Here is a 13,503-nt window from a genome sequence, read left to right as displayed (position 1 = left end):
TATGATAAATTCCAATTCTACTATATCATAGTTTGTCCGAAGAACTGGAATGAAAAACCTGTGATTTTGTGACTAAACTTTAAACAATTGTTGCAAAGTAAAAACAGGTTTTATTTTGAGTGTTAGCGGAAAATTAAGAATTAAAAGACTTTTTCGTAATCATGGATTCTTGAAGGACATGCCTTTGATTTTTAAAAAAAGTGGAGTATCCTATTATGAGAAAAGTTTTTTACATATCGAGGAGGATTTACTTTGAGTGATTTATTTACAGGTTTAAAACAAAAAGTATCAGCTAGCGATGTATCAATCGTATTCCCAGAGGGATTAGATGAGCGCGTATTAGGTGCTGTTTCTCGTTTAGCTGCCGACAATACCTTAAAGCCTATCGTTGTTGGAAATAAAGACGCGGTAGCATCAAAAGCAGCAGAATTAAACGTAAAATTAGACGGTGTTGAGGTTTTAGATCCTCAAAGCTACTCTGAATTTGATGAAATGGTGGCAGCATTTGTTGAGCGTCGTAAAGGCAAAGCAACAGAAGAAGATGCTCGCAAAATTTTATTAGATGAAAATTATTTTGGCACAATGCTTGTTCATATGAACAAAGCTGACGGTCTTGTAAGCGGAGCTGCTCATTCTACAGCAGACACAGTGCGACCTGCTCTACAAATTATCAAAACAAGACAAGGTGTTAAGAAAACATCTGGCGTATTTATCATGGTTCGCGGCGATCAAAAATACGTATTTGCTGACTGTGCAATCAATATTTCACCTGACAGCCAAGATTTAGCTGAAATTGCTATCGAAAGTGCTCGTACAGCTGAAATGTTCGATATCGATCCTCGTGTTGCTATGCTAAGCTTCTCAACAAAAGGATCAGCAAAATCTCCGGAAACAGAAAAGGTAGCAAACGCAGTAGAAATTGCAAAAGAATTAGCACCAAGCGTAACATTAGACGGCGAATTCCAATTCGATGCAGCATTTGTTCCTTCTGTAGCTGAAAAGAAAGCACCAGGTTCAGTGATCAAAGGAGATGCAAACGTATTTGTATTCCCAAGCCTTGAAGCAGGTAACATTGGTTACAAAATTGCACAGCGCTTAGGAAACTTCGAAGCAGTAGGTCCAATCTTACAAGGTCTAAACAAACCGGTAAACGATCTATCTCGCGGTTGTAACGAAGAAGATGTGTACAAGCTTGCTTTAATCACAGCTGCTCAAGCACTTTAATAAAAAAACTCCGTCCTAGGGCGGAGTTTTTTTATTCGGCTAATGAACCCAACGCTTTTTCATTGCGGTCATACATGCGCTGCAGCTGCGTCTCAAACAGCATTTGTTCGGTAGCATTTAAAGGCATATTTACAAGAGAAGAGCTCATGCTATTCAGTGTTTGCAATAAAAGCAGCATGACATCAGAAACGGTTAAATCAATCTGTAATAGTTCAGATAGAGAAGCCATTGTATGAGGCTCGATATTTGGGTATGAAAATTTAGTTTCTGTGTTTTGGAGCCCTTTTTTGTAAAACTCTTGAATGAGAGAAGCGCGTTTAGAGCCGCTTCCGTTAACGCATAAGTAAATTTGTACGGCCACACCGCCGCGAACGCGTCGCTGTGAAATGCCTGCAAATTTTTGATTGCGAATGCTCAAATCAAAGCTGCCGGGACAATAGGATCCTACGATTTCCTTCGCTTCAATTGCGGTACCGTAAGATGCAAACATGGCCTTAATCAAATCAAACATGGCTTCATAGCCACGATCAATATCAATTCCTTTTTCTGCATCTGGAAAAATTAAAGAAATGTTTAGAACATCTTGATCAAGTGCGACAGCGAGGCCGCCTGAATTGCGGACGATTGTTTTATACCCTTGTTCATGTAAATAAGCTGCACCTTCAGCCAGGTGAGGGAGCTTTGTATCTTGAATGCCTAATACAATCGTATCGTGATGCACCCATGAGCGCATGACAGCTGGAGATTCACCTCTTCCAACGGTTGTACAAAGCGTGTCATCGATGGCAAAAGAATGACGGGCATCAAAATGAGGACCTAGACTGGATTGATCAATAATACGCCAAGCGGGCTGTGCTAAAAGTTTCAAACTATTCTGCTGCATATCTCAAACCCCTTTATAAACAGTAAACGAACATATTATAGCATAAAGGCGTCAGGTCATTGTCTGTAAAATAGAAAAAGAAGAAAGCAGAGCCAAGTTTGACATCCCTCTTTCTTCGTTCGTGTAGCTTATTCAGCCATTTTCTCAAGATTTCCGTTACGATCCATTTTAAACGTAGTAGAAGAACGCTCTTCTTCATCAAATAGAGCTAACTTTCGCGCACGGTTCATGATTTGCATTAATGTTTCATAGTCTTCTTGAATAGTAGTAGCATTAGCTTCGAGATGTTTAATTTGTTTTTCCAACTCTGTGTTTTTCTTAGCTAACTCTGCATTTTCTTGCATCAAGCGTTTGTTTTCGCTTTGCAATGCTTGTAAATTGCTCGCTTGATTTGGCATTGTTTGCAAGAAGCGAATAACATCAGCCATTGAAAGCTCCTCACTGCTGCTTCTTTCTACGTGTGTTTCAGGTAAGCTATATGTTGCTGTAGGCGCAGACATCATTTGTTCCACATGCTCTACAGATGCTGGTGGCGTATATAATAATTTCTTTTTGCCCTGCTCTTGTCCAAGTGCACGCATACGCTGTTTTCGCTGTTTTTTAGCTAGCTGCAGTGCTTTTTCATACTGATGGCGTACAACAGCATTCCATCTGAATCCACATGCTGCTGAAGTTCGATTTAATTCATCTCCAACTTCTTCAAACGCATTTAACTGCGTACTTCCTTCGCGGACATGGCGCAATACTGTTTCAGCTAATAATAAGTCGTTTTCTTCTGTCCAAGCATCTTGTCTATCTTTCACTTTGTTCACTCCTCTATTTTCCATGACTCATAGTAATCATGTTTTGTAGTATCATCATGTACAAAAAATCCATACTTTATACCATTTCTTCTAGGAGTATGATAGATTTTGCTTCCTTCTTTAACTTGCATCGGACTTCAAATAGGGGTAAAATACCCCTTAGACAAAATGATGAACCAATTTTGAAAGGATTGTGTCAACATGGCAAATGAATTTAGAATTTGTGATGATTGTCAGGCAACAAACGTCAAAACGTTGTTACCTCGACTTAAAAAAATAGATGAACAAGCTGAAGTACAAATCGGTTGCCAGTCTTATTGTGGACCCGGACGTAAAAAGTCATTTGCATTTGTAAATAACCGTCCTGTAGCAGCGCCAACAGAGGACGAATTAATCGAGAAGATTGAAAAAAAAGTAAAAAAATAGATAGTGAAACAATAAATAGCTGCTTTTCTGCTACTTATTTGTCGAACGAGCTTCTTACAAACAGAATCGCCTTGTTTGTTAGGTAAATCACCTTGGTTGCTTGACAAGGTGATTTTTTATTCTGAATAGGAAAATAGGAAGTGAGTGTCGAAAAATTATAGCAACAACAAAGTGAAGATAGAGAGGTATGTAAATGACATATCCTAATGAAAAACTCAGTGAAGAAAAAGTATTTAAAGATCCTGTTCACCGCTATATCCATGTAAGAGATCGTGTTATTTGGGAGCTAATTGGGACAGCCGAATTTCAAAGGCTGCGTCGTATTAGACAGCTAGGAACGACATACTTAACGTTTCATGGGGCTGAACACAGCCGTTTTAGTCATTCCTTAGGTGTTTATGAAATTGTGCGCCGTATTATTGACGACGGTTTTCAAGGACGCCCTGAATGGAATGAAGATGAGCGTCTTCTTTGTCTTTGTGCTGCTTTACTGCACGATTTAGGTCACGGTCCGTTTTCACATTCATTTGAGAAGGTTTTCCACTTAGATCATGAAGAATTTACACAAGCCATTATCGTAGGTGACACGGAGGTAAATCAAGTGTTGACGAAAGTGGGAAAGGATTTTCCTAAAAAAGTGGCCGAAGTAATCGCGAAAACATATGAAAATAAGCTTGTCGTTAGTTTAATTTCCAGTCAAATTGATGCAGATCGCATGGATTATTTGCAGCGTGATGCGTATTACACAGGAGTAAGCTACGGTCACTTTGATATGGAACGAATTCTTCGTGTTATGCGTCCTCGGGAAGACCAAGCCGTGATTAAACACAGCGGTATGCATGCGGTTGAAGATTATATTATGAGCCGCTACCAAATGTACTGGCAAGTGTATTTTCATCCTGTTACGAGAAGTGCTGAAGTTATTTTGACAAAAATTTTACATCGCGCGAAAGAGCTCCATCATCATTACTATGAGTTCAAGCAGGAGCCCACTCATTTTTATTCGATTTTTGAAGAAGAAATATCGCTAAAAGAGTATTTGAAATTAGATGAATCTGTTATTTTATTTTATTTTCAAGCATGGGAAGAAGAAGAGGATGAAATTTTATCTGATCTATGCCGAAGATTTATGAATCGTCAGCTTTTTAAATACATTGAGTTTAATCCAAATTCACAAATGAAAATGTGGATGGAGCTTACAACACTTTTTAAAAAAGCGGGCATTAACCCAGATTATTATTTAGTCGTCGATTCTTCAAGCGACCTACCATACGATTTTTATCGACCGGGTGAAGAGGAAGAACGTTTGCCGATTCATCTGTTGATGCCAAATAATGAAGTGCGTGAATTATCACGTCAGTCGGAGATTGTTGAAGCAATTTCAGGGAAAAAGAGAACCGATCATAAATTATATTTTCCACAAGATCTCATTGATCAATTGTCGTCTAAGCGAAAAGTTAAAGATCAGATTATAAACTTACTAAAAGGAGATCAGAGTTAAATAGTATAGGAGTTGAAGGGGCTGTGTTAAACGATCACGCAAAGATTGTGAAAGTATTTTCCGCGGCGGGAGAAGTTGTTGGCAGAAAAAAGTTACAAAAGATGATATTTATCGGAAAAAAACTGAAGTTTCCTTTTTATGAAAAGTATAATTTTCACTTTTTTGGACCTTATTCTGAGGAATTAACGCTTCGAATTGAGGAGCTGTGTAACTTGGGCTTTTTAAGTGAAATTAAAGAGAAAAAAGGCGGGTATATGCAGTATCGTTACGTATTAACAGAAGCGGGAGAAGGATTTTTAAGTCACTATGACTTAGAGCTTCCTCACTTGCAGGAATGTATGAAGGATATGAACGAGCAAAGCTCTAAATTTTTGGAGCTCGTCTCTACGATTTTATATTTTGATAACTTACCTAAAGAAGAAGTAAAAGAAAAAGTGTTTACGTTAAAGCGTAAGCAAAACTATACAGAAGAAGACATTGCAGAAGCATACGAATATATTGAAAAACTTCAGGCAACTCTGTCTGTACATTAAAAAGATGCCATAGGTCAACTCCTATGGCATTTTTTTTATGTAGGCGTTATTGATCGCTCATGCGCTTGCCCGCTACAGCGTAATGGTTTTTAGACATTTCTTCGATGATAATGGATACTTTTTCAGGTGATGCACCTGTTGTTTCTACAACAGCATCCGTTACTTTTTCAACAAGAGCTCTTTTTTGATCCTCTGTACGGCCCTCAAGCATCTTAACAGTTACAACTGGCATAATGTGTACACTCCTTTTTGGTCAGTATATGATTAGTGTACCCGTTTTCTGAATAAAATGACAGTATGAGGTAGTGATGCAGGTCATAATCTGTAGTATACTTTTTATCATAACATCGATGCTAAAAACCAGGTGGGGCCATAGGGAGCCCATGTCTGGTTTTTGAGACCTTTGAGGCCATATTCAAGAAGTCTTGTATCCTTCTTCGTAAGCAAACGGTTTATTTAGTAGATATGATGTGTAGAAATTATTTTAAAATAAAGGAGATAAAGAGTGGAACATTTTTTAGCTTTTTCATTGCAAGACCTTCCTTACGTGGTGATGACCCTTATTGTTGCATTCACACTGCATGAGTTTGCACATGCGTATGTAGCTTATTTATTTGGAGACCACACGGCTAAAAAGCAAGGAAGGCTAACGCTTTCTCCGCTGGCACATTTAGATCCATTTGGAACGCTTTTGTTAATTATCGCAGGTTTTGGGTGGGCGAAGCCGGTTCCTGTTAATCGCTATTTCTTTAAAAAGCCTCGTTTAGCTGGTATTCTAGTATCGATAGCGGGACCGTTTAGCAACTTGTTGTTGGCATTTATCGGCTTGCTTATTTACTATTTGATGAACAATGCCGCAGTGGACAACGATGCGCTTTATCGTTTTTTTACATTATTTATTCAAATAAACCTAACACTAGGTGTATTTAACTTGTTGCCTTTTCCGCCTTTAGACGGCTACCGCGTGATTGAAGATCTCGTTCCGCCGTCTACGCGAGCCAAAATGACGCAGTATGAGTCTTGGGGTATTTTTGTATTTTTGATTCTTGTGATTACACCTCTGGATCGAATTGTAATCTGGCCGCTTCTAAACGGAGCAGCAACGTTTGTGATGAATATCTTTCAGCAGATATTAGCACCACTGATTTACTAAATAGAGGAGGCTTACTATGACTCAGCCAAAAAAGAAAAGTATAGGATTTAATATCATAAAAGACGATTCAACCGACGGCCACGGCGGCTACGGGGTTGGAGCGTTAAGTTTAGAAAACATTTCACCGGTTTTTGTTTGCCCAAGCGATGAAGAAGTATTTGTCGATATTGGTGCGATGCATGCCAGAAGTGTAGTAGAAAAAGGAATTAAGTTCTTACCGAATAAAGACGAGGTGCCAAACGGCAAGTTATATTGGCTTGTATGGGTAACGATTGATCGCAAGCAAGAAGGACCTTACTACGCAGGTATGACAGCATGTGAAATGACCGTTGATCGTGAAATTCGCCGCGGCTATAAGTCACTTCCTGAACATGTAAACAAAATGGATAAATCCTTAAAACGACGCATTATGGTAGAAGAAATGGATAACAAGTCTAAGGCTTTGCTTCGTGAGTTTTTGAAGTCTCATAATGAAGAAATCTGGACGTTATCTAATGATGACTTAAAAGAAGCGCTTCAAACATCGTAATGCTAAAAAAAGCTTAAGGCCAAGGCCTTAAGCTTTTTTTAATCAAACCATTTTGGGAACCAGTGAAATTTTTTACCTTCTGTTTCACGCTCTTTTTTCTTCGTTTTTACTGCATGATCGATGTGATCAGTACAATATGTTTTAGGTTGTGTTCCAGTTAAATAATAAGCTTTATATTGAACAGGACATGATTTGGATGCTAACTTTCCATTTTGAGGATTAATGTTGACGCTCATTAATCCGTTTGGTGCTTTAAACTTTTCTTTTTTCTTCCCTTTTAAAGCATCTTCCATAAATAGCGCCCACATTTTTTTTGCGTATCCTTTTTCAGCTACATCATCCATTGTCCTTCCTTGATCATATCCAACCCAAACGCCTGAAACGAGCTGAGGAGAGTAGCCAATCATCCAGCTATCCGTAGAGGTTGTGCCGGATTTTCCCGCGTAAGGACGAGATACATATTTAGAAATAGGCTTTCCTGTGACGGTTGTATAGCCATTTAGCTTTTGATTAAACATGCCTGTCATTAAATGGGTAGTAAGAAAAGCATAGCGTTTATCAATGACTTGTTTCCGTTCAGAAGGAGCTTGATAAACAACTTCTCCGTCATGGGTTTCAATTCGTTTAATAAATGTTGGACGAATTTTTTTTCCGCCATTAGCAAAGATGCCGTACGCATTAACCATATCAATGACTTTGACAGGTGAAGTTCCAAGAGCTAAAGATGGAACTTTCTTTAAAGGTGATGATATACCAAGTGTTTTAGCGGTTTCGATCAAGCGATTTTCCCCAATGAACAAATGCGTTTTTACCGCATAAATATTGTCTGAAAGTGCGATGGCTTGAGCCATTGTAATAGGCGCATCTGCATAATAATTGTGATAGTTACTAGGCGTGTATGTCGAAACACCATCTTCTAATTTGAACGTCGTTTCTTCACTTTTCATTGGAGTGGATTCAGTAAAACCATCTTTTAATGCCGCATAGTATAAAAATGGCTTCATCGTTGAGCCAGGCTGTCTTACTGCTTGAGTAGCGCGGTTAAACGGGCTCTTTTCATAATCTCTTCCACCAATAAGAGCTTTCACTTGTCCATTTTGAGGATTCATCGCAACAAATGCACTTTGTACGTCTGAAGAGCTGCTGATAACATCTTTCATTTTTTCTTCTGCCGTTCGCTGCATCTTTTCGTCCAGCGTTGTATAAACGCGAAGTCCATTTGTATAAATCATGGTTTCATCAATGCCTAAATCTTGCTTTAATTCTGCTAGCGCTGCATCCATAAAGTAAGAAGCGTCTTCTTTGTTAGGATCTTTTTCAGCAGGCTTTGAAAATGCTAGGGGAGTTACCAGCGCTTTTGTTGCTTGCTTCGACGTAATAATTCCATCCTCTTTCATGAGAGATAAAATGATATTTTGTCGTTTTTTTGCATTTTCCTGATGAATAAGAGGAGAGTAGTAGCTAGGGCCTTTTGGAATACCGGCTAACATACTCGCTTCACTTAACGTCAAATTTTTGGCGTGCTTATCAAAGTACAGCCTAGCTGCCGCTTCAATTCCATAAGCTCCATGGCCGTAGTAGATCGTATTCATGTAGCCTTCTAGAATTTGGTCTTTGCTATAATTCATTTCTAACCGAATCGTATACAGAGCTTCTTGAAGCTTTCGAGTCCACGTTTTGTCGTGCTCTAAAAACAAGTTTCGTGCATACTGCTGAGTAATAGTACTCGCACCTTGTACTTTTCCCATAGCTTTTATATCAGCTACAATTGCTCCGGCGATTCGATGCATATCAAAGCCGTGATGCTCATAGAAGCGCTTATCTTCAACGGCTAAAGTCGCATCTTTTACGTAAGGTGAAATTTGATTAAGTGAAACCCAGTAGCGCTTTTGTCCATTGTGAACTTCATCAAGAACTTTACCGTTTGCTGAGTAGAAAACAGCTGTTTGAGAAACGTTTAGCGGAGGGGGGCCAGCGATTTTGGCGTAGAGAAAGATGCTTATGTAGGCAAACAACAATAAAGCCCCCGCTAATATACCAAGGACGAGAAGAATTCGGAAGATGCGTCTTGCCTTTTTTAAATGTTCGGTTAATACCGTTTCCATTTCTATTCACCACCAATATGTGTCACTATGCACCATACATGTTGCTTTCAACAAAACAAAATTCTATTAAAAGAGCGGTGCAAGTAGATTCTAAAGCTTGTATCTATCATCAGTATGAAATAGAAAAGGAGGTTTTAAACCTCCATTGCTAAAAATTTTACTTGCTTTTTTGCTGAATTCATCTATACTTTTTTCATGTTTGTATAAATTATGTTAGGGTAATCTATGCATAGGTTAATTCTCAAAATAGAAGGGAAGATTTTGAAATGGAATTATGGTTCACAGAAAAGCAAACAAAGAACTTTGGTATTACAGCTAAAATTAATCGCACTTTACATACAGAGCAAACGGAGTTTCAAAAATTAGACATGGTTGAAACAGAAGAGTTTGGTAACATGCTCCTACTTGACGGTATGGTTATGACAACAGAAAAAGATGAGTTCGTTTATCATGAAATGGTTGCACATGTACCGTTATTTACGCATCCAAATCCAGAAAACGTACTAGTTGTAGGTGGAGGAGACGGAGGCGTAATCCGTGAAATCTTAAAACACCCAAGCGTAAAAAAAGCGACGTTAGTTGATATCGATGGAAAAGTTATTGAGTACTCAAAAAAATTCTTACCTTCAATTGCGGGTAAACTAGAAGATCCTCGTGTTGACGTACAAGTAGATGACGGATTTATGCACATCGCTAAAAGCGAGAACGAATATGATGTCATTTTAGTGGATTCAACAGAGCCAGTAGGTCCAGCTGTGAATTTATTTACAAAAGGATTCTATGCAGGTATCTCAAAAGCACTTAAAGAAGATGGTATCTTTGTTGCTCAATCGGACAATCCTTGGTTCACACCAGAGCTTATCTCAAATGTTCAGCGTGATGTAAGAGAAATCTTCCCGATTACACGTCTATACGTAGCAAATATTCCAACATACCCAAGCGGTTTATGGACATTTACAATGGGCTCAAAGAAACATGATCCATTGGAAGTAAGCGAAGATCGTTTCTTTGATATTGATACAAAATATTACACAAAAGAATTGCACAAAGCGGCATTTGCCTTACCTAAATTTGTGCAAGATCTTATTAAATAAGTTATCACATACAAGTGAGATGCCAGAGGTTTAAGGCTGGCATCTTTTCTATGAGTAATGAAGGAGGAACAAAATATGCGTTTTGATGAAGCTTATTCAGGTAATGTATTTATTGGCAGTCACCCTGTTTTTGAAGAAAGTGAAGCGGTTCTTTACGGAATGCCAATGGACTGGACAGTTAGCTATCGTCCAGGTTCACGATTTGGCCCAACTCGTATTCGTGAAGTATCAATTGGATTAGAAGAATACAGCCCGTATTTAGATCGGGAGCTAGAAGAAGTGAAATATTTTGATGCAGGAGATATTCCACTTCCATTTGGGAATCCTCAGCGCAGCTTGAACATAATTGAAGAGTATATCGACCAGCTTTTAGCAGCGGACAAGTTCCCATTAGGCATGGGCGGAGAGCATTTGGTTTCTTGGCCTGTTATGAAAGCTATGTATAAAAAATACCCGGATTTAGCCATTATCCATATGGATGCTCACACAGACCTTCGTGAAGAGTACGAAGGAGAACCACTTTCTCATTCCACTCCAATTCGTAAAGTTGCTGAACTAATCGGACCGGAGAATGTTTATTCATTTGGTATTCGTTCAGGAATGAAAGAAGAATTTCAATGGGCAAAAGAAAACGGTATGCATATTTCAAAATTTGAAGTTCTAGAGCCGTTAAAAGAGATTCTACCAACACTTGCAGGTCGTCCTGTTTATGTAACAATTGATATCGATGTATTAGATCCAGCGCACGCTCCTGGTACAGGAACAGTAGATGCAGGCGGTATCACATCAAAAGAGCTTTTAGCTTCTATTCACGCAATTGCTAAATCAGATATTCGTATTGTCGGAGGAGATTTAGTCGAAGTAGCTCCAATTTATGATCCGTCTGAACAAACAGCTAATACAGCAAGCAAGCTTATTCGCGAAATGATCTTAGGCTGGGTTCAAAAGAAATAAATAAAGTAAAAAGGCGGCCGCCTACGGCCGCCTTTTTTGTTTGAAATATGTGAGTACGTCAAACACAGTGAAAAAAGGAATTCTCGGCTTATCTATCATATTTCCTTTGAAGTATTATTGAATTCTTTCTTTAGAATGTTTATACTATTTAAGTTATAACGTATTCATTTTAATAAGGAAGTGTCTTTTGTGAGTAACGCTTCAGAAGTCAAAAAACCCATTGAAGTTAAAATTGTGACGGATATCCGTGATGGTCACCGAAAAGAGACAACATCGGTAAATGCAAAAGGTATGTATTATGAAAAAGGATCGAAAATTTATCTTACATACACAGAGCGCCAAGAGGAAATCGGAGATATTAGAACAATGGTAAAAATTAGCGAAGACGAAGTATCAATTAACCGAACTGGTGCTGTTCAAATGAAGCAATCGTTTCGTAAAAAGGTACAGATCGAAGGAACTTATATAAGCCCTTATGGACGTATGGATTTACTAACATTCGCTCATAACATTGAATATAAACAAATGACTCAAAAGGGTCGGTTATTTTTAACGTATGATCTAGAAGTACAGGGTCAGCCTACCGGGAAATATGCGTTAACCATTACATTCAAGGAGGAGAAAAAATGAACATCGTCGAACAAGTGCAGCAAAAATTAAAAGCTGAAATTCAAGATGCTGTGGTCAAAGCAGGACTTGCTGAAAAAGCAGAACTTCCAGAAGTTCTATTAGAAACCCCAAAAGATAAAACACATGGTGATTATTCTACCAATATGGCTATGCAGCTAGCTCGTATTGCCAAAAAAGCACCGCGTGTTATCGCTGAAGAGCTTGTAGCAAACTTCGATAAATCAAAAGCATCTATCGAAAAAATTGACATTGCAGGCCCTGGATTCATCAACTTTTATATGAATAACTCTTATTTAACGGAGCTTATTCCAACGATTATAAAAGCTGGTGAAGCATACGGTGAGACAAACGTAGGGAACGGACAAAAAGTACAGGTTGAGTTTGTTTCAGCTAATCCGACAGGAGATTTACATTTAGGACATGCCCGCGGTGCTGCAGTTGGAGACTCATTATGTAATGTTCTTGAAAAAGCAGGTTACGATGTGTCACGTGAATACTATATCAATGATGCTGGTAACCAAATTAATAACCTGGCTTATTCAGTAGAAGCACGCTACATGCAGGCTCTTGGTTTAGAGAAAGAAATGCCTGCAGACGGCTATCATGGTGCTGATATTATAAACATCGGAAAAGAGTTAGCAAAAGAGCACGGAGACAAGTATGTAAACGCCTCTGAAGAAGAGCGTTTTGAATTCTTCCGTCAATACGGATTAGATTATGAGTTAGCTAAATTAAAGCGTGATCTTGAACAGTTCCGTGTGAAATTTGACGTATGGTATTCTGAAACGTCTCTTTATAAAAATGATAAAATTTCAGTTGCACTTGAAACGTTGAAAAAACAAGGCCACGTATATGAAGAAGAAGGTGCTACGTGGTTCCGCTCTACAACATTTGGTGATGATAAAGACCGTGTGTTAATTAAAAATGACGGTTCATTTACGTACTTAACGCCAGATATTGCGTATCACCAAGACAAAATTCAACGCGGATTTGATAAGCTAATTAATATTTGGGGAGCCGACCACCATGGATATATTCCTCGTATGAAAGCGGCGATTCAAGCGCTTGGTTATGAAAAAGATACGCTGGAAGTAGAAATTATTCAAATGGTTCAACTGTATCAAAATGGCGAAAAAATGAAGATGAGCAAACGTACAGGTAAAGCAGTAACAATGCGTGACCTAGTAGAAGAGGTAGGCCTTGATGCAACTCGCTACTTCTTTGCGATGAGAAGTGCGGATACACATTTAGACTTTGATTTAGATTTAGCTGTTTCTCAATCTAATGAAAATCCTGTATACTACGCGCAATATGCTCATGCCCGTATTTGCAGTATTCTTCGTCAAGGTGAAGAGATGGGGATTCAATCAACATCTGACGCCGACCTTTCATTAATTAGTGCAGAAAAAGAAATGGAACTGCTGAAGAAAATCGGAGAGTTCCCTCAGGCCGTAGCGGAAGCAGCAACAAAACGTATTCCGCACCGCATTACGAACTATGTATTTGATCTTGCTTCTACGTTCCATAGCTTCTATAATGCAGAAAAAGTATTAGACAGCGATAATATAGAAACAAGTAAAGCACGTATTGAACTAGTGAAAGCTGTTCAAGTAACGCTTCAAAACTCCTTAAAACTAATTGGTGTTTCAGCACCTGAAAAAATGTAAA

General features: G+C 38.6%; 14 protein-coding genes. 10 read left to right on the top strand and 4 right to left on the bottom strand.

All coding sequences use genetic code 11. From position 1 onward, the window contains the following. The first annotated feature begins 252 nt into the window (after nucleotides 1–252). The gene (pta, locus tag WKH56_RS25670; RefSeq protein WP_310884136.1) at nucleotides 253–1,224 is read left to right on the top strand and encodes a phosphate acetyltransferase; all 972 of its coding nucleotides are present in this window, start codon (nucleotides 253–255) and stop codon (nucleotides 1,222–1,224) included. 31 nt (nucleotides 1,225–1,255) lie between these two features. Here the strand turns inward: pta and lipL are convergent, their stop codons facing one another. Both lipL and WKH56_RS25660 read right to left on the bottom strand, forming a co-directional pair. Next, a complete protein-coding gene (gene lipL / locus WKH56_RS25665) occupies nucleotides 1,256–2,107 on the bottom strand; it encodes an octanoyl-[GcvH]:protein N-octanoyltransferase (RefSeq protein ID WP_063248436.1) in 852 nt (283 codons plus the stop codon). Between the two features lie 128 nt (nucleotides 2,108–2,235). Continuing rightward, nucleotides 2,236–2,910, bottom strand: coding sequence for an RsfA family transcriptional regulator (locus tag WKH56_RS25660; protein ID WP_033580385.1), 675 nt, complete (start codon nucleotides 2,908–2,910; stop codon nucleotides 2,236–2,238). A 201-nt stretch (nucleotides 2,911–3,111) separates the two neighbouring features. On the opposite strand from WKH56_RS25660, the gene WKH56_RS25655 reads away from it, so the two are divergent. The 3 genes from WKH56_RS25655 (at nucleotide 3,112) to WKH56_RS25645 (ending at nucleotide 5,370) form a co-directional block, all read left to right on the top strand. Next, on the top strand, nucleotides 3,112–3,336 hold the full coding sequence (locus tag WKH56_RS25655; protein WP_013059850.1) for a YuzB family protein: 225 nt from the start codon (nucleotides 3,112–3,114) through the stop codon (nucleotides 3,334–3,336). 193 nt (nucleotides 3,337–3,529) lie between these two features. Then, nucleotides 3,530–4,837, top strand: coding sequence for an HD domain-containing protein (locus WKH56_RS25650; protein WP_013059849.1), 1,308 nt, complete (start codon nucleotides 3,530–3,532; stop codon nucleotides 4,835–4,837). Between the two features lie 23 nt (nucleotides 4,838–4,860). Further along, nucleotides 4,861–5,370 carry a YwgA family protein gene (locus WKH56_RS25645; protein WP_013085498.1) on the top strand — a complete coding sequence of 170 codons (510 nt, stop codon included), beginning with the start codon at nucleotides 4,861–4,863 and terminating at the stop codon, nucleotides 5,368–5,370. A gap of 46 nt (nucleotides 5,371–5,416) precedes the next feature. On the opposite strand, the gene WKH56_RS25640 is transcribed toward WKH56_RS25645, so the two are convergent. Further along, nucleotides 5,417–5,602 (bottom strand): 2-hydroxymuconate tautomerase, encoded by a 186-nt coding sequence (locus tag WKH56_RS25640; RefSeq protein ID WP_063248435.1) that lies wholly within the window; start codon nucleotides 5,600–5,602, stop codon nucleotides 5,417–5,419. A 273-nt stretch (nucleotides 5,603–5,875) separates the two neighbouring features. Between WKH56_RS25640 and WKH56_RS25635 the strand changes: the two genes are divergently transcribed. Both WKH56_RS25635 and WKH56_RS25630 read left to right on the top strand, forming a co-directional pair. Further along, the gene (locus WKH56_RS25635; RefSeq protein WP_028411960.1) at nucleotides 5,876–6,523 is read left to right on the top strand and encodes a site-2 protease family protein; all 648 of its coding nucleotides are present in this window, start codon (nucleotides 5,876–5,878) and stop codon (nucleotides 6,521–6,523) included. Nucleotides 6,524–6,539: 16 nt separating this feature from the next. Next, nucleotides 6,540–7,052: a YwhD family protein gene (locus WKH56_RS25630; protein WP_013085495.1), complete on the top strand. Its 513-nt coding sequence runs from the start codon at nucleotides 6,540–6,542 to the stop codon at nucleotides 7,050–7,052. A 38-nt stretch (nucleotides 7,053–7,090) separates the two neighbouring features. On the opposite strand, the gene WKH56_RS25625 is transcribed toward WKH56_RS25630, so the two are convergent. Continuing rightward, the gene (locus WKH56_RS25625) at nucleotides 7,091–9,157 is read right to left on the bottom strand and encodes a transglycosylase domain-containing protein (RefSeq protein WP_063248434.1); all 2,067 of its coding nucleotides are present in this window, start codon (nucleotides 9,155–9,157) and stop codon (nucleotides 7,091–7,093) included. 266 nt (nucleotides 9,158–9,423) lie between these two features. Here WKH56_RS25625 and speE point away from each other — a divergent pair, with 266 nt between their 5' ends. The 4 genes from speE to argS all read left to right on the top strand — a co-directional run bounded on the left by speE (nucleotide 9,424) and on the right by argS (nucleotide 13,502). Further along, nucleotides 9,424–10,251: a spermidine synthase gene (gene speE / locus WKH56_RS25620; protein WP_013059843.1), complete on the top strand. Its 828-nt coding sequence runs from the start codon at nucleotides 9,424–9,426 to the stop codon at nucleotides 10,249–10,251. A gap of 75 nt (nucleotides 10,252–10,326) precedes the next feature. Then, nucleotides 10,327–11,205, top strand: coding sequence for an agmatinase (gene speB / locus WKH56_RS25615; RefSeq protein WP_047749572.1), 879 nt, complete (start codon nucleotides 10,327–10,329; stop codon nucleotides 11,203–11,205). Nucleotides 11,206–11,394: 189 nt separating this feature from the next. After that, entirely contained in the window at nucleotides 11,395–11,835 is a 441-nt protein-coding gene (locus WKH56_RS25610; RefSeq protein WP_014457736.1) for a YwiB family protein, read from the top strand. Then, entirely contained in the window at nucleotides 11,832–13,502 is a 1,671-nt protein-coding gene (gene argS / locus WKH56_RS25605) for an arginine--tRNA ligase (protein ID WP_310884135.1), read from the top strand. Before WKH56_RS25610 ends, argS begins: the two co-directional genes overlap by 4 nt. Nucleotide 13,503 lies beyond the last annotated feature (1 nt).

The organism is Priestia sp. SB1 (assembly GCF_038898415.1).
This window is presented reverse-complemented; position numbering and strand designations above follow the sequence as displayed.